This window comes from Mycolicibacterium sp. lyk4-40-TYG-92 (genome assembly GCF_030209435.1).
Classification (GTDB): domain Bacteria; phylum Actinomycetota; class Actinomycetes; order Mycobacteriales; family Mycobacteriaceae; genus Mycobacterium.
On the sequence record NZ_JARVRX010000011.1, the window covers coordinates 37234 to 56978 of the forward strand.

Genomic DNA, 19745 nt, shown 5'->3' on the forward strand with positions numbered 1-19745 from the left:
GGGATCAACGGGCGGGGCGTGCCTGGCCGGCCTGACGGTCGCTGCTGTCGAACATGAACGGGCTCATGAACTTGGTCATGCGGCGGAGATAGTCGGGCTGGCTGACGTGCAGGATGTGGTTGCCCGGGAACCAGTGGAACGCGCAGCGATCCCAGTGTTCCCACAGCAATTCGGCCTGCTGCGGGGGCGCCAGGCGGTCACCCAAACCGGCGATGATCAGCCGCCGATCCGTGGGCACCAGCGGCTTGTAGTTCAGGGGTGAATGGTACTGCCCAGCTGTGGCGACCAGGTCCTCGTCGGTGTGGGCCAACCGGTTGCTCAGCTTGACGAGCAGGTTGGCGGGGAACCACTCGTCGACCGTGCGGTCCGGAGTCACCACCGGAACGTTCGGGATGACGGCCTGGATGCGGTCGTCGACCGAGGCGATCAGTGACGAGGTGTAGCCGCCCAGCGACATCCCGGTCAGCGCAACGCGATCGACACCGGTGTGCTCCAGATAGTCGAGCACGGAACGGAAGTCGTGCACCGCTTGCGCCATGGCCTCCGCGAAACCCGGGACGCCGTCCATGAAGAAGCCGTAGCCACTGTACGGAGAGCCCTTCTCGGCGCGCGGTCCGTGGAACGGCAGGGTGTACAGCAGGACGTCATACCCGGACCGGAAGAACCACGGCAGCGAGAAGAACAAGCCGTTGAACAGGTACGGCGAGCCCATGAACCCGTGGATCACGCACAGCGTGGGGCGCGGACCGTCGTCGTGCCGCCAGTGCTGGGCATGCACGACGTTGTTGCGGGTGTAGCCGCGCCGGCGGTCCCGGATGCCGGGATACACGGCGTCGTAACTGCTCTGGAACCAGATGTTCTGTACCTGGCCGCGCGCGATCCACTGCGCGACGGGGCCGGCGGGCCGCGTCGACACCAGTGGCGGACGGCTGGGCGCCGGGAAGCACTGCTGCGGGTCCTTCGTGGTCGCGAGTTCGGCGTAGAACCGCAGGGCGTCCGGGTCGTCGCCGGTCCGGTTGCGCACCGCCGAGGCGGCCATCCGCGGAAGCATGCCGGCACCGATCACCGAGGCCAGCGCCGTGCGCAGGCCCAGGTCAGCCACGGCCGAGGAGTCGACGATCAGCTTCTGTTGCCAGGTCAGGTCGGCCCGGCGCGGCAGTCCGCGCGCGGTGGCATCCGCGCCCGGTACGTCGGGGACCGGGACGGGTGGGTTGAACGCATCGCCTTGCGGACTGGTCACGTTCGGATGCTAACCCCGGTTCTCGGCGCCCGTCAGCCGATCGTCGAGATCGAACAGCCTGGCAGCGTTGTGGTACAGCACTTTTCGCAGCCAGTCGTCGTCAGCGGCGACCTTGGTGAGCACGTTCAGTGATTCGGCGTACGGGTAGGGGATGTTGGGGAAATCGCTGCCGAACAGGATGCGGTCACCGAGCGCACCCAGGCGCGCCAATTCGGCGGGCGGGAACGGCATCGTTTCCTCGATGAACGGGGTGAACGCCATGGTGGTGTCGAGGTACAGGCCGGCGAAGTGTTCACAGAGGTCCATGAACTCGCGGTATTCGGGCATGCCCAGGTGCGCGATGATCAGGTTGAGGCTCGGGTGCCGGTCCAGCACCGTGCGGACCTGGTCGGGGCCGGTGTGGGTACCGGGCGTCGGACCGGAACCGCAGTGGATGATCACCGGGACGCCGGCGTCGGCGATGGTGCCCCACACGTCGTCGAGCAGTGGATCGGCGGGGTTGTAGTCGCCGACCTGCACGTGCGCCTTGAAGACCCGGGTGCCCCCGGCGATGGCTTCGGCGACATAGTCCGGTGCGCCGGGTTCGGGGTAGAACGTCGCGGTGGACAGGCAGTCGGGGGTCTGCGCGGCGAACTGCGCGGCCCACTGGTTGAGCCAGGCCGCCATGTCGGGCTTGTGCGGATAGACCAGTGACGTGAACGCCAGCACCCCGAAACCGCGCAGCGTGTCCAGCCGGTGCTGCTCCTCGGTGCGGTACGTGATGGGCCAGACGCGGCCCGTCAGCGGACCCGCGCTGTCGAAGTACTTCCACACCTTGTCCATCACGTTCTTGGGCATGAAATGGGTGTGCACATCGATCAGGCCCGGGAGGCCCAGCGACTGCCAGAGGTCGCGTACTGACTCGTCCATCACCTAACAGAATGGCAGGCCCGCACCGGCCGCTTGCACGCCCCGTCGCTGAATTCGCCCCAGGAGACGGCAGGATGGGGATGTGTGGAACCCGGACACCTACCTCGCCTTCGCTGACCACCGCGGCCGGCCCTTCTACGAACTGCTCGCACGAGTCGGTGCCGAGACGCCGCGGCGGGTGGCGGACATCGGCTGCGGTCCGGGGAATCTGACCGCCACGCTGCCGCAGCGGTGGCCCGACGCAGTGATCGAAGCGGTGGACAACTCACCGGAGATGGTGGCCGCGGCCCGCACCCGCGGCGTCGACGCCCGGGTGGTCGCCGCCGCCGACTGGTCGCCCGCACCGGACACCGATGTGTTGGTGAGTAATGCTGTGCTGCAATGGGTTCCGGAACATCGTGAGCTGCTGCGGCGATGGGTGACACAACTACCGAAGGGCGCCTGGCTGGCGTTCCAGGTGCCGGGGAACTTCGACTCGCCGTCGCATCAGGCGGTACGTGAGGTGGCCCGCTATCCGGAATTCGCCGACGCACTGGCCGATATCCGGTTCCGGGAGACGAACGTGGTCGACGACCCGGCCGGGTACGCCGCGCTCCTGACCGCCGCGGGCTGCACCGTCGACGCCTGGGAGACGACGTATCTGCACCAATTGTCCGGAGAAACCCCGGTGCTGGACTGGATCACCGGTACCGCGCTGACCGACGTCCGTGCCCGCCTCACCGACGAGGCCTGGGCGCGGTACCGGCAGGCGATCATCCCGCTGCTGGCGCAGGCCTATCCGCCCCAGCCCGACGGCACGACGTTCTTCCCGTTCCGCCGGATTTTCGTCGTCGCGCAGACGTGAATCAGTGCACCTGCTGGTATTGGTGCTGAATCGGGGTCCCGGGCTGGGGAGCGCTGTTCTGGTGCGCGACGACCTGGTGCACCGAGCTCGAGGTGGTGTTCGGCGCGGCGTGAGCGGACGTGGCCAGACCGATGGCGATCAGTCCGGGCGCGACCGTCAGGCCGACGACGATGATGAAGTAGCTGACCCAGCGGGTGACGATGCTCATCTGAATTCTCCTGCTGCTGTGGGCGTTTGATGTCGTGTCCGGAGTGGTCCGGTGTTGACTCAAGAGTCCCGCAGCAGGTCCGCGGTGTCTGTCCACCGGCCGGGCCCTCAATAGGATGAATCCCGTGTCCCCCGATTGGGGGACAGCTCCCGATCACGGCGTGGGCAGGGTGGACAAGTACCTGAATGCAATGTGGCTGGCGATTTCCCGACGGTTTTTGCCCTGAGGGACTTCTGGGGGCCTGCACGAGTCCCTGGCTTCAATCATGAAGACCGTCGGGGCCCGGTGATTGAAGCCAGGGATTTATTGGTCAGCGGATGGCGTTGAGCGCCCCCAGCACCTGCGCCACCAGCTTGTCGATGTCGGCGCCGGTGGTGTCGACCACGAGGTCGGGATTCTCCGGCGGCTCGTAGGGGGCGTCCACACCGGTGAGTCCGCGCAACTCGCCGGCGTTGGCCCGGGCGTAGAGGCCCTTGGGGTCGCGCCGCTCGCACTCGGCGCGCGGCGTGGACACGTAGACCTCGATGAAGGGCAGCTTGGCGACGGTGCTCAGCTCGCGCGCGGTGTCGCGGTCCGATTTCAGCGGCGACACCAGCGATGCCAGCGCGACTACACCGGAGTCGGCCAGCAGCCGGGCCAGGTGGCCCACCCGGCGGATGTTCTCGGCCCGGTCACCGGCGGAAAAGCCCAGGTCGTCGGACAGCCCGTGCCGGATGTTGTCGCCGTCCAGCAGGTAGGCGACCTGCCCGGTTTCGACGAGCGCCCGCTCGACCGCGACGGCCAGCGTCGACTTGCCCGATGCCGGCAGCCCGGTGAACCAGATGGTCGCGCCCCGCTGCCCGGTTCGCGCCCAGCGGTAGGAGCGGTCCAATGACGAAGGGTGCCAACGGATGTCGCTGCGCGAGTGGGTCCCGAGCTTCACCTCGCGCGGCTCGGTGATGGTGCCGGCGCCGACGGTGTCGTTGGACGTCTCGTCGATCAGGATGAAGGCGCCGCTCTCCCGGTTGTCGCGGTACGGGTCGGCGATCACCGTCGAACTCGTGCGCAGCGTGACGGCGCCGATGTCGTTGAGTACCAACTCGACCGGCTGATCGATGTCGTCGAGCGTCTCCGGATCGAGCCGCGTGTGCAGCGCCTGCACTGTCGCGCGGACGGTGCGGGTGCCCTGCTTGAGTGCCAGCCGGTCGCCGGCCCGCAGCGGGGTCTCGGCGAACCAGCACACCGTCGCGTCGAGTTCGCGGGCCAGCACCGGGATCGAGGCGTTCTCGGCGCCGCTGACCAGCACATCGCCGCGGCCGACGTCGATGTCGTCGGCCAGCTCGATCGAAACCGACAGGGGCGCAACGGCAATGGTGCGGTCGTCGTCGAGGGTGTCGACGGCCGTGACGGTCGAGCTGGTGCCCGCCGGCAGGCTGAGGACGGTGTCGCCGACCTGCAGGGTGCCGGCAGTGAGCCGGCCGGTGTAGCGGCGCCGCTGCTCGGCGGTGGGCCGGGACACCCACTGGATGGGCAACCGCAGCTTGGCCGGTTCGGCCTGGGGCGCACTGAGTTCGATGCCCTCCAGGTACTCCAGCAGCGTCGGCCCCTCGTACCACGGGGTGTTCTCCGACCGGTGCACGACGTTGTCGCCGAGCTTGGCGGCCAGCGGGATCACCGTCAGGTCGACAGCGCCGAGCCGGGCGGCAACCTGACCCAGCTCGTCGTGCACGGCGTCGAACCGCGCCTGGTCGAAATCGACCAGGTCGATCTTGTTGACCGCCGCTGCGAAATGCTTGATACCCAACAGCTTTGCGATCCGCGCGTGGCGCAGCGTCTGGCGCAGGACACCGGCGCGGGCGTCGACCAGCAGGATGGCCACGTGCGCGTTGGAGGCGCCGGTGAACATGTTGCGGGTGTAGCGCTCGTGCCCCGGGGTGTCGGCCAGGATGTAGCTGCGGGCCTCGGTGGAGAAGAAGCGGTAGGCCACATCGATGGTGATGCCCTGTTCGCGTTCGGCGCGCAGGCCGTCGGACAGGGCCGCCAGGTCGGCCACCCCGTCGTCGTCGGTGACGGCGTCGAGGTGATCCAGGGGCAGGCTGTCGGTGTCGTGCAGCAGCCGGCCGATCAGCGTGCTCTTGCCGTCGTCGACGGAGCCTGCCGTGGCAATCCGCAGAAGTTGCCTGGTGCTCATCAGAAGTAGCCCTCTCGCTTACGGTCTTCCATCGCCGCCACCGACGTCCGGTCGTCGGCCCGGGTCTCGCCGCGTTCCGACACGGTGGCAGCGGAGATCTCGGCGATCACGCTCGCGATGTCGACGGCCTTCGACCGCACCGCGCCGGTGATGGTGAGGTCGCCGACGGTGCGGTAGCGCACCCACTCGACGGCGGCCTTCTCGTTACCGGTCGGCTGCGTGTACTCGGACACGGCGAGCAGGATGCCGTCGCGCTCGAACACCTCGCGTTCGTGCGCGAAGTAGATCGGCGGCAGCTCAAGGTTTTCCAGCTCGATGTAGCGCCAGATGTCGAGCTCGGTCCAGTTGGACAGCGGGAACACCCGGACCTGTTCGCCCTTGCGGATGCGGCCGTTGTACAACGACCACGGCTCGGGCCGCTGGGCGCGCGGGTCCCACTGGCCGAACTCGTCGCGGAAGCTCAGGATGCGTTCTTTGGCACGGGCGCGTTCCTCGTCGCGGCGGGCGCCGCCGAACGCGGCGTCGAAGCCGCCGGCCTCCAGGGCATCGAGCAGGGTGCGGGTCTGCTGCCGGTTGCGCGACGCGCCCGGGCCCGGATCGGCCACCCGGCCGGTGTCGATGCTCTCCTGCACCGAGCCGACGAGCAGCTTGTGCCCGACGCCGGTGGTGCGGCGATCCCGGAAGTCGATGACCTCCGGGAAGTTGTGACCGGTGTCGACGTGCAGCACAGGAAAAGGTAGAGGCCCGGGGCTGAATCCGATGTCGCCGGCCTTCCGGCTCCGGAAAGCCTTCTCGGCCAGGCGAAGTAGCACGATCGAGTCCTTGCCCGCGGAGAACAGCAACACCGGGCGCTCCAGCTCGGCCACCACCTCGCGGATGATGTGCACGGCTTCGGCTTCGAGCAGCCGGAGCTCGTCGACGTGGATGCTTGTGGTGCTCATAGCGGCAGCCCTTCCCGTTCGGCGTCGGCTCGGTAGCGTTCGACCCATTCGTCCGAACGCTGATCGGCCTGACGTTCCAGCACCGGTTTCGGCGCCAGTCTGCGATCCTGGCCGAGTGCCTCCAGCACGTCGCCGACGACCTCGGTCAGGTTGCGCCACAACACCGGATACGGCACTTCGATGCGGTTGACGTTCTCGTCGAGAAACCACTTCTGCCAGCCTTCTTCCTGGGCTCGCAGCATGCGCACGACGTGTGCGATGGCGCCGGCGTGGTACTCGGCGCGGGCGTCACGCACCGGGTCCGGGCGGCCGCGCCACACGCGGGTCTGCACCGCGCGCCAGAAGGACACCGCCTGCGAGACCACGTCGGGCCGGTGGATGTGGATGAGGACCGGGTCGGAGCCGATGACGTCGCGAATGGCGGCCAGCAGGCCGTCACCCGAGCGGTCGGGCAGTTGCTGGGCCCGGCGCTGCAGCTGCGCGGTCTGGTTCCACATGAGCTTGCCGCCCCAGATCCCGTTGGGCGTGCGGCCGGCGCTCTGGATGTAGTCGCGCCAGATGGTCGCCGGCGCCAGTTCGGGCCTGCCGTCGATCAACGGGTCGAGCAGCCGCAGGATCGATTCGTCCTCGGTGTCGGCGAACCACTCGCGCGGCTGTGGCGACATGCTGGTGTGCGGCAGGTACTGGAAGAACTCCTGTGGTTCGCCGGCCACACCGGTGGCGCGCAGCGACTCGACCAGAAGCGTGCTGCCGCTGCGCTGCGACGCGAGGACCAGATAGGCCGTCGATGCTGTCATGGCGCAAGAGCCTAGCCTGCGCCGAAATCCCTTGCAGAAGGGGATTTTTCGCACAATGAGTATTAGTCTTGCGAGGTCGAATCCGGGTTGATTCCGCGGTCGGAGGCCACCGCCGAGCGGCTCGTGGCGGGACGTCCGTGGATACTCAGATACGTCCGGGTGTAGCGGTCGGAGATCTGTGTCCCGGTGAAGTCCGAGGGTATGACATCGCCCGTCTCCTGCCGCCAGGTGTTGAGCTTTAGTGCCAATTGTGCTGCCACCGCATGATATTCGGGCTGCACGTCCAACAGCAGGTTGTGTCGCTCGGTGGGGTCGGCGTGCAGATCGTAGAGCTCGCGGGCCGGGCGTGGGTCACCGATGGCAGGCTGCACGGCCCGGCCGGGCGGGCTGTCGGCGATGTCCCAGGGCAGGTCCAACAACGGCCGCGATGCATAGTTCTCGATGTAACTGAAGTCTTTTGTTCGCACTGCGCGAATCGGGTCGAACGAGTCGTGATAGGTCTTCGCGGTGTAGACCTCTTCGCGGACCGCGGGCTGCGCCTCGGTTCGCGTCAGTGCCTGCGCGTGCGAGAGGCCCTCCACCTCGACCGGAACGGGTACCCCGAGCAGGTCGAGCAGCGTGGGCAGCAGATCGACCCCGCTGAACAGTTCGTCGTACACGCGCGGCGCGATCCCGGCGTCGCGCGGTGGCCGCACGACCAGGGCTATCCCGGTCCCGGCGTCGTACAGCGTCGACTTGGCCCGCGGCAGCGCCGGACCGTGGTCGGTGAGGAACACCACCCACGTGTTGCGGTCCAGGCCGGCCGCCTCCAGGGCATCCAGCAGTCTGCCGACCGCCGCGTCGGCGACGGCGATGGACCCGTAGAACTCCGCCAGGTCGTCCCGCACGCCGTCGGTGTCGGGCAGGTAGTCGGGGACGGTGACGGTGTCGCTGGGCGCCGGCGCGTAGCGGTCCCGCGGGTACGGCCGGTGGGTCTCGAAGAACCCGGCGGTGAGCAGGAATGGTTTCTGGGGCGGCTCGTCGAGCCACCGTAGGGCCCGCTCGACGACGTACTCACAAAACGAGTTCGAGACGTCGTATTCGTCGAACCCCAGCCGGGAGGGGAACGACGTCTCGTGCTGCATTCCGAACAATGCGGTGTGCCAACCGGATTCGGAGAGAAGTTGGGGGAGGGTCTGCACGCCGGCGTGATACTCCCAGCCGTGATGCGCCAGCCCGACCAGCCCGTTGCTCTGCGGGTAGCGCCCGGTGAACAGCGACCCGCGCGACGGCGAGCACAGCGGCGCGGTGGCGTGGGCCCGGGTGAAAAGGATGCCTTCGGCGGCCAGCTGGTCCAGCCGGGGACTGCTGACGTCGCGGTGGCCGTACGCCCCGAGGTAGCGCCCGAGGTCGTGCCAGTGCACGAACAGCACGTTCTGGCCCGGGGTTTGGGGCATGGGTCGGCTACCTCCTGGCGATCATGGTCACGAAACCAGCCATGAAACCGCGAATTGCTTTACTGTTCAACGGTTTCGTGCGGCATGATTCGTGCCCGGCTCACCGCCACGCGAACACCGGCTGCTCCAACTCGTCGACCGGGTCCGGCCGGCCTTCCAGCCCGAGCCAGCGCATCTGCAGCAGGACCGCACCCGTCGGCGCGTGGATGAGGTCGTTGCCCAGCGGAATCTGGACCACTGGACGGTCACTCTCGGGAATCGAGATGAACCGCGGCGAATCCGGCCGCTGCAGCTGATGCAGCCCGACGCGGTACACGGCCACCACTTCGTCCGGGGAGGGCCGCGGGTCGAGGCGGCCGCCACCCCACAGCACCACGGGCGTGATGACGTATCCGGAACGGGTGGCGTAGTCGTCGAGCAGGCCCAGCACCGAGTCTCCGGGCAACGTGATGCCGACCTCTTCATGCAGCTCGCGCAGCGCGGCGTCCACGACCGTCTCGCCGGGATCGAGGCGCCCGCCGGGCAGGGCCCACTGGGCGGCGTGGGAGTTTAGCCGGGAGGTCCTGCGGCACAACAGGAACGCCGCGCCGCCGGCGACGTCGACCATGCGGCCGTCCAGGTTCTGGTCGGGCAGCGGCCGTCCGCCGATCCATTCGTCGACCGGGGCGGGGTCGATGCGGTCCTCGCCACGCTCGGAGTCCACCAGCACGATGGCCACCGCGGCGTGGCGCTTGCTCGGGTCGTCGACCACGCGGCGTTGGTGGCCGGCCAGGTGCGTCCCGATCTGCTCGCGCAGGGCGTCGTCGTACCGGATTGTCATCGGCCCGACGCTACGCCCCGGCTGATTCAGGTGGTGGGGGGCATCCCGCAGGCCAGATACACGTATTTGTTGGGGACGTCGAAGGTGAACGCCCGGGCCGGCAGCGCGGCCAGGAGGTCGGCGGACAGCGGCGTCTTGTAGCGCAGCGACATCGAGCCCTCGAAACTCGGGTCGACGGCGGAGAGGTCGGGGGCGTCCAGCAGCAGACCGGACTCGTCCAGCTCGGCGCGCACCATGGTGCCGTCGGGCGCGTCCCACTGATGGTTGACGGTCTTGGCGCCCTTCTTCGGCGCCGACGACAGCGTGCCGATGAGCCGCTTTTCGGTGATGACCAGAGCACCGACGAGACTGCGGAGGGTGCTTTTGGCGACCTTGCCGGGTACGTGGCCGGTGAACCGGAAGGTCACCGGGACGAACTCGGCCACGTGCAGCAGCCCTTCGGCCTGGAGCTGCTCGCGAATGTCATCGGGCAAGTTGCCGATGCCGAGCAGCTTGCGCAGCAGAACAGCCATGTCCTCAGCGTAGATCCCGCGAGTGTGAATCCACTATGAGAAACGGCGCCGAGCGTGACTGTGATGTCACACTCGGCGCCAGCGGGTCACTGCGCGGGCAGGACGTGCTCTCCGGTCTTGTCCGTCGCCAGGCACAGCGAGCAGATGTAGCCGCCCTGGGCCGAGGCCAACATGTCCGGCCGTTCGTACTCGTGGTGGCACTTCTGGCACAGCAGATGCTCGTCGGACGGGTTGCCGTACTCGTCGTACATCGGCAGGTCGATGCCGTCGTCGGTGCGGCGCAGGTAGTACTTGCCCTTGGTGGCGACGGCGAAGATCGGCGGCAGCACCAGGCCCAGCACGATCGCCACCAGCGGCGAGTACGGCCGCAGGGCCTCACCCAGCCCGCCGAAGAACGCGATCACCGACAGCCCCGCGGCGATCAGCATGGACCCGAAGCCCACCGGGTTGAAGGCGTAGAGCATGCCGCGACGGAACTCCGGCTTCATGGGCGAGAGCTTCAGCACGAACTTGTTGATGGCGATGTCGCTGGCGACCACCACGATCCAGGCCATGCCGCAGTTGGCGTAGAAGCCGAGGATGGTGTTGAGGAAGTCGAACATGTTGGCTTCCATCAGCACCAGCGCGATCAGCAGGTTGACGCCGAGGAACACGATCCGGCCGGGGTAGTGGTTGGTGATGCGGGTGTAGGAGTTGGTCCACGCCAGCGAGCCCGAGTAGGCGTTGGTGACGTTGATCTTGATCTGGCTGATCACCACGAGGATGACGGCCAGGGTCAGGGCCAGCCACTTGGGCAGGAAGTTGTCGTAGATCTCCAGGAACTGGTGCACCGGCTGGTTGGCCACACCGGCGCTGTCGGCGACGTGCCCGATCAGGTAGACCGCCAGGAACAGGCCGATGATCTGCTTGATGGCGCCGAAGAACACCCAGCCCGGGCCGGCCAGGATCAGCCAGGTCCACCACGACCGCTTGTTCTCGGGGGTCTTCGGCGGCATGAACCGCAGGTAGTCGTTCTGCTCGGCGATCTGCGCGATCAGCGACAGGCAGACGCCGGCGGCCAGCAGCGTCGATCCCATGTCGAAGCCCTTGACGCCGTTTGCGCCCTGGTAGGCGAAGAAGTCCTGGATCGACTCGGGGTGTGAGATCAGCAGGTAGCCGAACGGCAGGACCATCAGCACCAGCCACAGCGGCGTGGTCCAGACCTGCAGCGTCGAGAGCACCTTCATGCCGTAGATGACCAGCGGGAAGATGATGAGTGTCGACGCCGCGTAGCCGAGCCACAGCGGTAGACCCAGGCCCAATTTGAGGCCCTGGGCCATAATCGACCCTTCGAGCGCGAAGAAGATGAACGTGAACGTCGCGAAGATGACGTTCGTGACCACCGAGCCGTAGTAGCCGAAGCCACTGCCGCGGGTCACCAGGTCGAGGTCGATGTTGTACCGGGCCGAGTAGTAGGCGACCGGAAACCCTGTGAGCAGGATGACGACCGCGAAGATCGCGATGCCCGCCAACGCGTTGGTGGTGCCGTACGAGATACCGATGTTGGCGCCGATCGCGAAATCGGCCAGATAGGCGATGCCGCCCAACGCAGAGATGCCGACCACACGCGTCGACCATTTCCGGTAACTGCGCGGCGCGAAGCGGAGGGTGTAGTCCTCCAGGGTTTCTCGCGTCGCGGTCAACCGGTCCTGATCGACGTCCGCGGCAGCGGCAGGCGTCAGCGGCTCCTGGCTGAGGTCTTGGGTCATGGTTAGCGAAGCTATGGTCAGTTTGTTTCATGCCCGTGACAGTTATGTTCCGGGCGGTAGCGAATTTGTGGCGCTCTGGCACAGCCCGAAAGGAGACCGGTGACGAACCGCAACCGCTGGCTGATCGGAGTCGCGGCCGCGATCGGCTACGCCCTGCTGTGGGTGGGTTGGGTCGCACAGTGGTCCTGGGTGACGACGCTCGACGCGTCGCTGCTCGAACCCGCGCACCGCTACGGTACGGCGCATCCCGGCTGGGTGCTGGGCTGGAAGTGGCTGTCGTTCGTCTTCGGTCCGTGGACCTTCCGCATCGTCGCGGCGGTGGTCGCGTTCGTCGCGCTGGCCCGGCGGCAACGGCGCACCGCGATCTTCCTACTTGTTGCGGTCGTGTCGTCGGGCTTGGTCACCGAGGTCGCCAAGGACATCGCGCAACGGGCGCGGCCGCTGACCGCGCTGGCGCACGAACCGTCGTGGTCGTTTCCGTCGGGACATGCGCTGGGCACCATGGCCGGTGCGCTGGGACTGTGTGCGGTGTTCCGGTTCTGGGGCGTGGCGGGCGCCCGGCTGATCGCGGTGCTCTGCGCGGTGATCGTCGTGATCGTCGGAGTGAGCCGGGTGGTGCTCAACGTGCACAACCCGACCGATGTGCTCGCGGGTTGGTTGCTGGGCGGCCTGTGGATTCTTGTCTGCCTACCACTACTCAGTCACGGCGGGTCTCGAAGCCGAAGCGTTATCGTGCCCAAACCTTGACCCGCCCTGGCTTGACCTTCCATTGGGCGGTTCTCGACCATGGACGGGTGCGCCGACTGTTCGCTTTGCTGTGTGCTGCCGCGCTGGCGGTGGCACTGGCGCCCGTCGGCAATGCGGTGGTCACGCCGTGGTTCGCCAATTCGGTGGGAGCGGCCACGCAGGTGATTTCGGTTGTGGGCGTTGGTGGTTCGTCGGCCAAGATGGACGTGTACCAGCGTGGGCCCGCGGGGTGGGACGCCGTCGCCGTCGGTATCCCGGCACACGTCGGCTCCCGGGGCATGGTCCCGCAGAGCCACGACGGCAACCTGCAGACCCCGATGGGCATCTTCACGCTGCCGTTCGCGTTCGGCACCGCCGCCAATCCCGGGACCGGTCTGCAGTACGTCCAGACCACGCCCGATCACTGGTGGGACGGCGATATGAAGAGCCCCACCTACAACACCATGCAGGTGTGCAAGAAGGCGCAGTGCCGCTTCGACACCGATCCGGCAAGCGGCACCGAGAACCTCGACATCACGCCCTACAAGTACGCCGTCGTCATGGGCGTCAACCCGCAACGGACGCCCGGCAACGGCGGCGCCTTCTTCGTCCACATCGGCGATGGCCCGACGGCCGGGTGTGTGGCGATCGACGAGGGCACGCTGGTGAAAATCATGCGATGGCTGCAACCGGGAGCGCTGATCGCCGTTGCCAAGTAATCAGATATGAAGGGAAGCACCGGGTTTCACTTCGGAGCCGGACCGAACGCTGGGCCGACTTCTTCCACAGCGCAGACACAGCGGACGAAAAGCAAGCTGCGAGAACGCCGTTCGCACGTGTCCCGAGCTCCGGCAACACGTTCGCACGTTAGGCTGGTGGGGTTATGAGCTACCAGCTGGGGTTGTCGATCGGGACGACCAACCTGGTCGCAGCGCGCGTCGGTGAACCGCCCATGGTGCGGCGCGCGGTGTTGCGCCTGTTCCGTGACCGTGCGCCGCAGATCGGGGTGTCCCCAGAAGATCGTGCTGCCGTCGACGACGGCGTGACGCTCAGCGGTTTCGTCGAACGCGTCGGTGATCCGGTGCCGATGGTGGCCCCCGACGGCACGGCATATCACGCTGACCAGCTGGTGGCCGAGGCATTGGATGCCCTGATCGAAGCGGCCGGCGGAGAGCCGCCGACGGGACAGCTGGCGATTTCCGTTCCGGCGCACTGGGATACCGCGACGCTGCGGGCGATGCGGACGGTGATGCGGTCGAATCCCAGTCTGGCGCCCAACGGGGTGCCGGCGCGCCTGGTGTCCGACGCGGTGGCCGCACTGACCGCGCTGCACGCCAATCCGGGTCTGCCCGCCACCGGGACGGCCGCGCTGCTCGATTTCGGTGGCGGCGGCACCAGCATCACGCTCGCCGTGGCCGACGCATCGTTCGAGCCCATCGAGACGGTGCGGTACACCGAGTTCTCCGGCGAGGGCGTCGACCAGACGCTGTTGGCGCACGTGCTCGACCGGGTCGGCGGCGCCGGGGGAGTGGACACCGCGGGCACCGCGGCTGTGAGTTCGCTGGAGAAGCTCCGTGAATCCTGCTGCGCGGCAAAGGAACAGCTGTCAGAGGTTGAGACAACGACGGTGCCGGTGGATATCCCGGGTCACCAGGGCGACGTCGAGGTGACCCGCGCCGAGTTGGCTGAACTGCTCGGCGAACCGCTGACCGGGGTGCTGGCGGAGCTTGATGATCTGTTGCAGCGCAACAACATTGCGTGGCGATCCGTCAGCTCGGTGGTCGCGGTCGGTGGCGGCGCGCGGATCCCGCTGGTCAGCATCCGGCTGGCCGAACATGTCGAGGCACGTGGCGCCGCGGGCGTGCTGGTCACGACCCCGCAGCCGGCGCTGGATGCCGCCGTCGGCGCGGCGCTGTTCGCGGTGTACGGCGCCGACTCTGCCGCCCAGACCGGGATGGCTCCCGCCGTGCTGCTGCCCGGGACCGCACCGACCGCCGCGGTCGACGGCGGGTCGGCCACCGAACCTGCCCCGGTCTCCGACCTCGACGTGCTCACCGACACCGCCGCCGCCCGCGTGGTCAAGGCCGCCGGCCCGTCCCTGGCCTGGTCGGAGGACTCCGACGGCGGTGGCGACCTGCTGCCGTACACCGGCGACGACGTCTTCGGCGACACCACGGCCACCCGGGCCATCGCGCAGTACGTGCCGCCGGCCGCAGCGGTGGCCACCGAGCCGTCCAAGGCCTGGCAGCGGCTCCCGCTGGTGGTGTTCGGCGTCGCGATCTTCGCCGTGATCGCGGCTGTGGGTGGCGTGACCATCGCGCTGACCGGTGACCGTAAACCGGCCGCGCCGTCGACCACTGCGCCGCCGCCGTCGATGAGCGAATCGCCGACGCCACCGCCGCCGGTCGAGCCGCCGGCACCCAGCACCGTCACCGTCACCAACGAGGTGCCCGCGCCGCCACCTCCGCAGCCCAGCCCGACTTATCAACCGCCGGTCACCCATGCTCCGGCGCCCACGCACACCACCACGACGCACGCCCAGACGACGACTGCGCCGCCGGCGACCACCACCGCCACCACGACAGAGCCGCCCCCGCCGCCTCCGCCACCGCCTACGTCGGAGACGCCGACCTCGACGACGCCGACCATGACGACGAGCTATATCCGGCTGCCGTTCGTCCCGGTGCCGATCCCGATTCAGGTGCCCAAGGGCCCGGATCAACCGGTGGAATCACAGCCGCCGGCCAACCCGTACTACCCGGGACAGCAGCAGTACCCGTACGGGCAGTACCCACAGCAATACCCCTATTGATGGGCGGAATTGCCACCGATTTGGCTGATTTAAACCCCCTGATGATTATTGACGCGTGCGTCCGAATGTTGGTGTGAACAGGAAATTAACTTGCCCGCATATCACAGATGCGGCAATCTTGTTCTATGAATTCGACAAGAACTCGCGTCGGGTTGGTGGGTGCTGCGGCCATGGTCGCGCTGGGAACTCTGGGTGCATTCTCCGCCGGAGTGACCGGTGGCGGCGCTGTCGCAGGCTCCGACCACGCACCGACCAACACCGTTTTCAACAGCCCTCAGGTGCCCGATTTCAACAACGGTGCCACCCAGACCTGGTCTCCGGCGGCATCAACTGCGTCAACGATGAGCGCAGCGCCGGGAGTTAAGGCAGGATAGGGCGCCATGAAGACTGCATGGGGTGTTGCTGCGGCAACTTCGCTGAGTGCCGTGGCGTTGATCAGTAGTGGTGTGGCATCTGCTGGTTCTCCGCCCAATGTGGTCGGGCAGAAGTTCAGTGACGCGCGATCGGCACTGTCCAGCGCCGGATTCAAGCCGTTGGTCTCGACGACTGTGGGCGACCAGCTCCAGTGGCCGAACTGCGTGGTGACCAACCAGGTTGCCCGCACGGTTTCGGCGCCGGCGAACAGTGGTGGTTCGAGCACCAGCCAAATTTTGCTGTCGCTCAACTGTGAGGCGGCGTACGCCACTGCGGGCAGTCCCGGCAACTCGCTGGGTAGCCCGCAAGGTTCGGCGGCGTACGCCTCTGCGGCGGCTTCCGCCTCTGCGGCTGCCGCCTCGGAGTCCGCCGCCTCGGCAGCGGCAGCGGCTGCCGATGCGGGCCAGGTCTGGGAAGGCCAGAACGCCGGACGCTGAACCTGAATCGGCTGTTGCCGGACGGTTTCAGTTTTTTTCGGCGGTGCCGAATACCCGGCTGCGTGCGCGGTTGGGTGTCCACTATTGCTGATCTTGATATTTTGGTCGGGTTTCCCAGGCTGGCGCTGAAGTCTGGCTAAGATGATGTTTTGCTGGCTGTCGGCTCGTGGTTGCGCGCCGGTGGTGAGAATGCCGCTCCTACAGGTGATTTCAAGCGTGTCGCAAGTTGCGTGAAGTCTGTCTGAGCGGCTTGTATATCCCACTGTGCCGGAAATGGATCGTCGAAACATGATGCGCGCGTCGGGGCTCGGCCTGTTGGCCGCCGCCGCGATGCCGTCCCCCGCCGCTCTCGCGGATTCCCAACCGGGCAGCTCGCCCACTCCGCCGCTGGCCCCGCAGCCGGCTGCACAACCACAGTCCTACATCTTCCACGACGAGTTCGACGGCCCCGCCGGTTCGCGGCCCGACCCGGCCAAGTGGAACATCTCCCCTGCGCGCGAGACCATCAAGAACCCGGTGTTCTGGGACCGCCCGGAGAACATGGGCCAGTACCGCGACGACCGGGAGCACGTCTTCCTGGACGGCAAGGGCAACCTGGTCATCCGCGCCACGCGCGACGGCAATGGGAAATACACGAGCGGCAAGGTCTTCGGCACCTTCTGGGGCGGTATCAACACCACCTGGGAAGCCCGGATCAAGTTCAACTGCCTGACCAACGGTTGCTGGCCGGCCTGGTGGCTGTCCAACGACCACCCCGTCGTCGGCGGCGAGATCGACCTGGCCGAGTGGTACGGCAACGGTGAATGGCCGTCGGGCACCACGGTGCACGCCCGGTCGGACGGCACGTCGTTCGACACGCACCCGCATCCGATCGACGGTGGCTGGCACACCTGGCGCGTCACCTGGAACGACGCCGGCATCTCGTTCTGGCAGGACTACGTCGAGGGCATGCAGCCGTACTTCTATGTGCCGGCCAACTCGCTGGATGACTGGCCGTTCAACCTGCCCGGCTACTCGGTGTTCCCGGTCCTGAACCTGGCGGTGGCCGGTTCCGGTGGCGGCGACCCCAAGGGCGGCAGCTACCCGGCCGAGATGCTCGTCGACTACGTGCGCGTCTGGTAACCCTCCAACAACTGTCAATGGGCCCCGCTTCGGCGGGGCCCATTCTCATTGCGCCCGCTATTGCGGCCCCCGGCTTATTGCGGTCCGCGGCCGCGGAACGTGGTGCCGGCGCGCTCCAGCAGTCCGCGCACTCGCGTGATGCCGTAGCCGGTCTCCTCGGCGAGCTGGCGGATGCTCTCGCCGTTCTCGTAGCGGATACGCAGTTCCTTGCCGATGCGTTCGGCGGTGTTCGGGTCCAGCCTGACGTGCTTGGTCACCGGTGGGACGTCGATCGCGCCGCCGGCATAGCCCCTGTGCACCTGGCCGCGTGGCGTGACGTCGGCGGCGGACTCGTCGCCCCATGCGGTCCAGCCCGGCTGCGGATGCCGGGCGAACAGTTCCAGATACGGCCCGGGGGAGCAGGCCTCGATGAACCCGTACTGCTCGTCGGGCTTGCGGGAATGCTCGCGCTTGCGGGTCTCGATCATGTTGACCTGGCTGCGGGCGTGCGGCAGTGTGCGCATGCTGCCGCGCACGCCGAACAGGATGATCTCGGTGACGTTGCGGAAGTAGAAGCCCACTCCGCGGCCGTCGGGCCCGCCGTCCTTGCGCCGCTTGGCCCAGATGACGTTGGAGACGTAGCGATAGCCCCACGCCTCCATGACGCGCAATCCCTCGGGCAGCAGCGCGTTGGGTACCCACAGGTACAGGTGCGAGTCACGGGCGGCGACGGTGGACACCGGGATGTCGCAGATGGCCTCGAGATCGAGCGTGGAGTAGCGGTCCAGGCGCCGGTGCTCCGGCGCGACCTTGCCGGTACGGTTGGTGAAACGCCAAGGGGGATCGGCCAATACGGTCTTCCAGCCGCCGTCGACGGTGGGCAGCGGCGGCGGCGCGGCGATATCGCGCAGGGGGGCGGCCTTCGACTCGGCGCCGGCCTGGTCGCTGCGTTTCGCCACGTTGTCACTCCTACCTTCGAATTAGATCTTTTCGAACGGAGAAGATCTTCACGAAATCGTAGGCGATGGCACCGACAGGTCAGGCCTCCCAGAGGCCGATGTCGTCAGTTGTGTCGGGAGCCGCCGGGTCCGGGGCCGCATTGTCCGGGACGTGGTCGGCCCACGTGCGGGCGCAGATCGCGACCGCCAGCAGCGGGCAGCCGCCACTGTCGCCGCGCTGCATCCGCGGCCGCAGCTTCTCGGTGTTGGTGGTGGTCGTGGTGGCCAGGATGCGGCGGGCGCGCTCGTCGTCCATGCCGGCTTCGATGCCCAGCCGGTAGCCCAAGGTGCGCAGGTCGGTCTGGGTGCGGGTGATGATGACGGCGACGTCGATCAACGCCGCGTCGTACAGCGCGCGGTAGGCGCTCAAGTCACGATCGAGGTTGCCGTCCTTGGCGTTCCACTCCACGTCCAGCGCCAGGCGGTCGACGAAGTTGTCGACCTTGTAGCCCTCGTTGAACACCTCGGTGTCCTCCAAGGTCGGATGCACCTCACCCGCCGGCTTGTGCGGCATCTTGCGGAGCTCCAGGCGGATGCGGGTATCCACCCGCGCTTCACGCCAGCCCTTGTTGCGGAAGGCGGTGTTGAGCCGGGCCGCGAGCTCGGTTTCCTGGCCACCAGGTTGCACGAGATCGTCGGTGCGGAGCTGGAATTCGTCCAGGGCCGTGAGGAGCTCGTCGAACCGCTGCGGGTTGGTGGCGGCCAGGATCGCGGCCGCGTTGCGGGTTTCGATGAACTCGTAGCGATCGCGGATATGCGTCGGCAGCACGCGGGCGTACGAGTCCGTCAGATCCACGGGGCGACGGTAGCAGTGCGGTCAGCGGCGGAGTACGACCTCCAGTTGTTCGGCCGTGCGTGCCCAGCCGTTGTGGAAATTGTCGTATTCGTGGGACGGCAGGAGCGAGTGCTCGATCTCCATCAGCGTCTCGCCGTCGCCGTGGGGTTGGAAGGTGACGTTGACGACGCTGGCCATCGTCGGGTCGGGCCAGTTCGAATTGCTCCACGTGAAACGCAGCAGGCGCGGGCGGTCGATCTCCAGGAAGTGCCCGATGATCAGGACGATGGTGCCCGTGGCGTCGTGGTCGACGTCGAACTGCAGCTTGCCGCCGACATGGGGTTCGACGGTGATGGCGACGCACCGGGACGGGCGTGGGCACATCCAGTCCATCAGCGACTCGACGTCGAGCCACTCGCCGAACACCACGTCGGGAACTGCCGGCATGACGCGCTGCACGCGCACGGTCACAGGTTCGGTCATTGGCCATTTCCTTTGCGGCGTAAGCGGTCTGCGAGCGCGTCGGCCCGGACCGACCAGAAATTGGATTGTTCGTTGATCCACTGCTGTGCCATGGTCAGCCCGTCGGGGCGGAGCGACACCCACCGTTCGCGGCCGCGGACATCGCGTTGCACGAGGCCCGCCGACTCCAGCACGCCGATATGCCGCGAGACGCCGGCGAACGTCATGGGCAGCGGGGCGGCCAGGTCGGTGATGCGCGCATCGCCTTGCCGCAGAGCCTCGAGCAGCCATCGGCGCGTCGGATCGGCCAGGGCGGCATAGGCCCGGTCCAGCAGCTGATCTTCAACCATCTTGTTGACTATAGCGACGGATCGTGCTCTCCTGGAATAGTGATA

At 67.4% G+C, this 19745-nt stretch carries 20 protein-coding genes; 5 read left to right on the forward strand and 15 right to left on the reverse strand.

Annotation, left to right across the window (positions count from 1 at the left end):
• Nucleotides 1-4: 4 nt before the first annotated feature.
• Together QRN63_RS17085 and QRN63_RS17090 are read right to left on the reverse strand one after the other, a co-directional pair.
• A complete protein-coding gene (locus tag QRN63_RS17085) occupies nt 5-1240 on the reverse strand; it encodes an alpha/beta hydrolase family protein (RefSeq protein WP_285031902.1) in 1236 nt (411 codons plus the stop codon).
• A gap of 9 nt (nt 1241-1249) precedes the next feature.
• On the reverse strand, nt 1250-2149 hold the full coding sequence (locus QRN63_RS17090) for an amidohydrolase family protein (RefSeq protein ID WP_285031903.1): 900 nt from the start codon (nt 2147-2149) through the stop codon (nt 1250-1252).
• An 82-nt stretch (nt 2150-2231) separates the two neighbouring features.
• Here QRN63_RS17090 and QRN63_RS17095 point away from each other — a divergent pair, with 82 nt between their 5' ends.
• A complete protein-coding gene (locus tag QRN63_RS17095; protein WP_285031904.1) occupies nt 2232-2993 on the forward strand; it encodes a trans-aconitate 2-methyltransferase in 762 nt (253 codons plus the stop codon).
• A gap of 1 nt (nt 2994) precedes the next feature.
• Here the strand turns inward: QRN63_RS17095 and QRN63_RS17100 are convergent, their stop codons facing one another.
• From QRN63_RS17100 to QRN63_RS17135, 8 genes are all read right to left on the reverse strand, one after another.
• Complete coding sequence (locus QRN63_RS17100) at nt 2995-3201, reverse strand: hypothetical protein (protein WP_267316012.1); 207 nt, start codon at nt 3199-3201, stop codon at nt 2995-2997.
• A gap of 310 nt (nt 3202-3511) precedes the next feature.
• Complete coding sequence (gene cysC / locus QRN63_RS17105) at nt 3512-5371, reverse strand: sulfate adenylyltransferase subunit CysN (protein ID WP_267316011.1); 1860 nt, start codon at nt 5369-5371, stop codon at nt 3512-3514.
• Nucleotides 5371-6312, reverse strand: a complete 942-nt coding sequence (gene cysD, locus QRN63_RS17110) for a sulfate adenylyltransferase subunit CysD (RefSeq protein WP_285031905.1) — start codon at nt 6310-6312, stop codon at nt 5371-5373. The genes cysC and cysD overlap by 1 nt, the downstream gene beginning before the upstream one ends.
• Nucleotides 6309-7109, reverse strand: coding sequence for a trehalose 2-sulfotransferase (gene stf0 / locus QRN63_RS17115; protein ID WP_267316009.1), 801 nt, complete (start codon nt 7107-7109; stop codon nt 6309-6311). The genes cysD and stf0 overlap by 4 nt, the downstream gene beginning before the upstream one ends.
• Nucleotides 7110-7171: 62 nt before the next feature.
• Nucleotides 7172-8545, reverse strand: coding sequence for a sulfatase family protein (locus QRN63_RS17120; protein ID WP_285031907.1), 1374 nt, complete (start codon nt 8543-8545; stop codon nt 7172-7174).
• Between the two features lie 100 nt (nt 8546-8645).
• Nucleotides 8646-9365, reverse strand: coding sequence for an NUDIX hydrolase (locus QRN63_RS17125; protein WP_285031909.1), 720 nt, complete (start codon nt 9363-9365; stop codon nt 8646-8648).
• Nucleotides 9366-9391: 26 nt separating this feature from the next.
• Complete coding sequence (locus QRN63_RS17130; protein ID WP_267316006.1) at nt 9392-9877, reverse strand: hypothetical protein; 486 nt, start codon at nt 9875-9877, stop codon at nt 9392-9394.
• 86 nt (nt 9878-9963) lie between these two features.
• On the reverse strand, nt 9964-11625 hold the full coding sequence (locus QRN63_RS17135) for a purine-cytosine permease family protein (protein WP_267316005.1): 1662 nt from the start codon (nt 11623-11625) through the stop codon (nt 9964-9966).
• Nucleotides 11626-11724: 99 nt separating this feature from the next.
• Between QRN63_RS17135 and QRN63_RS17140 the strand changes: the two genes are divergently transcribed.
• The 3 genes from QRN63_RS17140 to QRN63_RS17150 all read left to right on the forward strand — a co-directional run bounded on the left by QRN63_RS17140 (nt 11725) and on the right by QRN63_RS17150 (nt 15163).
• Nucleotides 11725-12372, forward strand: coding sequence for a phosphatase PAP2 family protein (locus tag QRN63_RS17140; protein ID WP_285031910.1), 648 nt, complete (start codon nt 11725-11727; stop codon nt 12370-12372).
• A gap of 47 nt (nt 12373-12419) precedes the next feature.
• Nucleotides 12420-13070 (forward strand): L,D-transpeptidase family protein, encoded by a 651-nt coding sequence (locus QRN63_RS17145; RefSeq protein ID WP_267316003.1) that lies wholly within the window; start codon nt 12420-12422, stop codon nt 13068-13070.
• A gap of 164 nt (nt 13071-13234) precedes the next feature.
• Nucleotides 13235-15163 carry an Hsp70 family protein gene (locus QRN63_RS17150; protein WP_285031911.1) on the forward strand — a complete coding sequence of 643 codons (1929 nt, stop codon included), beginning with the start codon at nt 13235-13237 and terminating at the stop codon, nt 15161-15163.
• Between the two features lie 274 nt (nt 15164-15437).
• Here the strand turns inward: QRN63_RS17150 and QRN63_RS17155 are convergent, their stop codons facing one another.
• Entirely contained in the window at nt 15438-16304 is an 867-nt protein-coding gene (locus QRN63_RS17155) for a hypothetical protein (RefSeq protein ID WP_285031913.1), read from the reverse strand.
• Between QRN63_RS17155 and QRN63_RS17160 the strand changes: the two genes are divergently transcribed.
• Nucleotides 16288-17136, forward strand: a complete 849-nt coding sequence (locus QRN63_RS17160; protein ID WP_267316000.1) for a glycoside hydrolase family 16 protein — start codon at nt 16288-16290, stop codon at nt 17134-17136. The genes QRN63_RS17155 and QRN63_RS17160 overlap by 17 nt on opposite strands.
• A gap of 74 nt (nt 17137-17210) precedes the next feature.
• On the opposite strand, the gene QRN63_RS17165 is transcribed toward QRN63_RS17160, so the two are convergent.
• The 4 genes from QRN63_RS17165 to QRN63_RS17180 form a co-directional block, all read right to left on the reverse strand.
• Nucleotides 17211-18074, reverse strand: coding sequence for an MT-A70 family methyltransferase (locus tag QRN63_RS17165; protein ID WP_267315999.1), 864 nt, complete (start codon nt 18072-18074; stop codon nt 17211-17213).
• A gap of 79 nt (nt 18075-18153) precedes the next feature.
• A complete protein-coding gene (locus QRN63_RS17170; protein ID WP_285031916.1) occupies nt 18154-18909 on the reverse strand; it encodes a BglII/BstYI family type II restriction endonuclease in 756 nt (251 codons plus the stop codon).
• A 21-nt stretch (nt 18910-18930) separates the two neighbouring features.
• A complete protein-coding gene (locus QRN63_RS17175; RefSeq protein ID WP_267315997.1) occupies nt 18931-19371 on the reverse strand; it encodes an SRPBCC family protein in 441 nt (146 codons plus the stop codon).
• Nucleotides 19368-19700 (reverse strand): ArsR/SmtB family transcription factor, encoded by a 333-nt coding sequence (locus QRN63_RS17180; protein ID WP_285031918.1) that lies wholly within the window; start codon nt 19698-19700, stop codon nt 19368-19370. The genes QRN63_RS17175 and QRN63_RS17180 overlap by 4 nt, the downstream gene beginning before the upstream one ends.
• Between the last annotated feature and the right edge of the window lie 45 nt (nt 19701-19745).

What these genes read in the sequence shown, in the direction of transcription:
- QRN63_RS17090 (WP_285031903.1), bottom strand. Translation starts at nt 2,149, where the DNA reads ATGGACGAGTCAGTACGCGACCTCTGGCAGTCGCTGGGCCTCCCGGGC.
- QRN63_RS17100 (WP_267316012.1), bottom strand. Translation starts at nt 3,201, where the DNA reads ATGAGCATCGTCACCCGCTGGGTCAGCTACTTCATCATCGTCGTCGGC.
- cysC (WP_267316011.1), bottom strand. Translation starts at nt 5,371, where the DNA reads ATGAGCACCAGGCAACTTCTGCGGATTGCCACGGCAGGCTCCGTCGAC.
- cysD (WP_285031905.1), bottom strand. Translation starts at nt 6,312, where the DNA reads ATGAGCACCACAAGCATCCACGTCGACGAGCTCCGGCTGCTCGAAGCC.
- stf0 (WP_267316009.1), bottom strand. Translation starts at nt 7,109, where the DNA reads ATGACAGCATCGACGGCCTATCTGGTCCTCGCGTCGCAGCGCAGCGGC.
- QRN63_RS17120 (WP_285031907.1), bottom strand. Translation starts at nt 8,545, where the DNA reads ATGCCCCAAACCCCGGGCCAGAACGTGCTGTTCGTGCACTGGCACGAC.
- QRN63_RS17125 (WP_285031909.1), bottom strand. Translation starts at nt 9,365, where the DNA reads ATGACAATCCGGTACGACGACGCCCTGCGCGAGCAGATCGGGACGCAC.
- QRN63_RS17130 (WP_267316006.1), bottom strand. Translation starts at nt 9,877, where the DNA reads ATGGCTGTTCTGCTGCGCAAGCTGCTCGGCATCGGCAACTTGCCCGAT.
- QRN63_RS17135 (WP_267316005.1), bottom strand. Translation starts at nt 11,625, where the DNA reads ATGACCCAAGACCTCAGCCAGGAGCCGCTGACGCCTGCCGCTGCCGCG.
- QRN63_RS17150 (WP_285031911.1), top strand. Translation starts at nt 13,235, where the DNA reads ATGAGCTACCAGCTGGGGTTGTCGATCGGGACGACCAACCTGGTCGCA.
- QRN63_RS17160 (WP_267316000.1), top strand. Translation starts at nt 16,288, where the DNA reads ATGGATCGTCGAAACATGATGCGCGCGTCGGGGCTCGGCCTGTTGGCC.
- QRN63_RS17155 (WP_285031913.1), bottom strand. Translation starts at nt 16,304, where the DNA reads ATGTTTCGACGATCCATTTCCGGCACAGTGGGATATACAAGCCGCTCA.
- QRN63_RS17175 (WP_267315997.1), bottom strand. Translation starts at nt 19,371, where the DNA reads ATGACCGAACCTGTGACCGTGCGCGTGCAGCGCGTCATGCCGGCAGTT.
- QRN63_RS17180 (WP_285031918.1), bottom strand. Translation starts at nt 19,700, where the DNA reads ATGGTTGAAGATCAGCTGCTGGACCGGGCCTATGCCGCCCTGGCCGAT.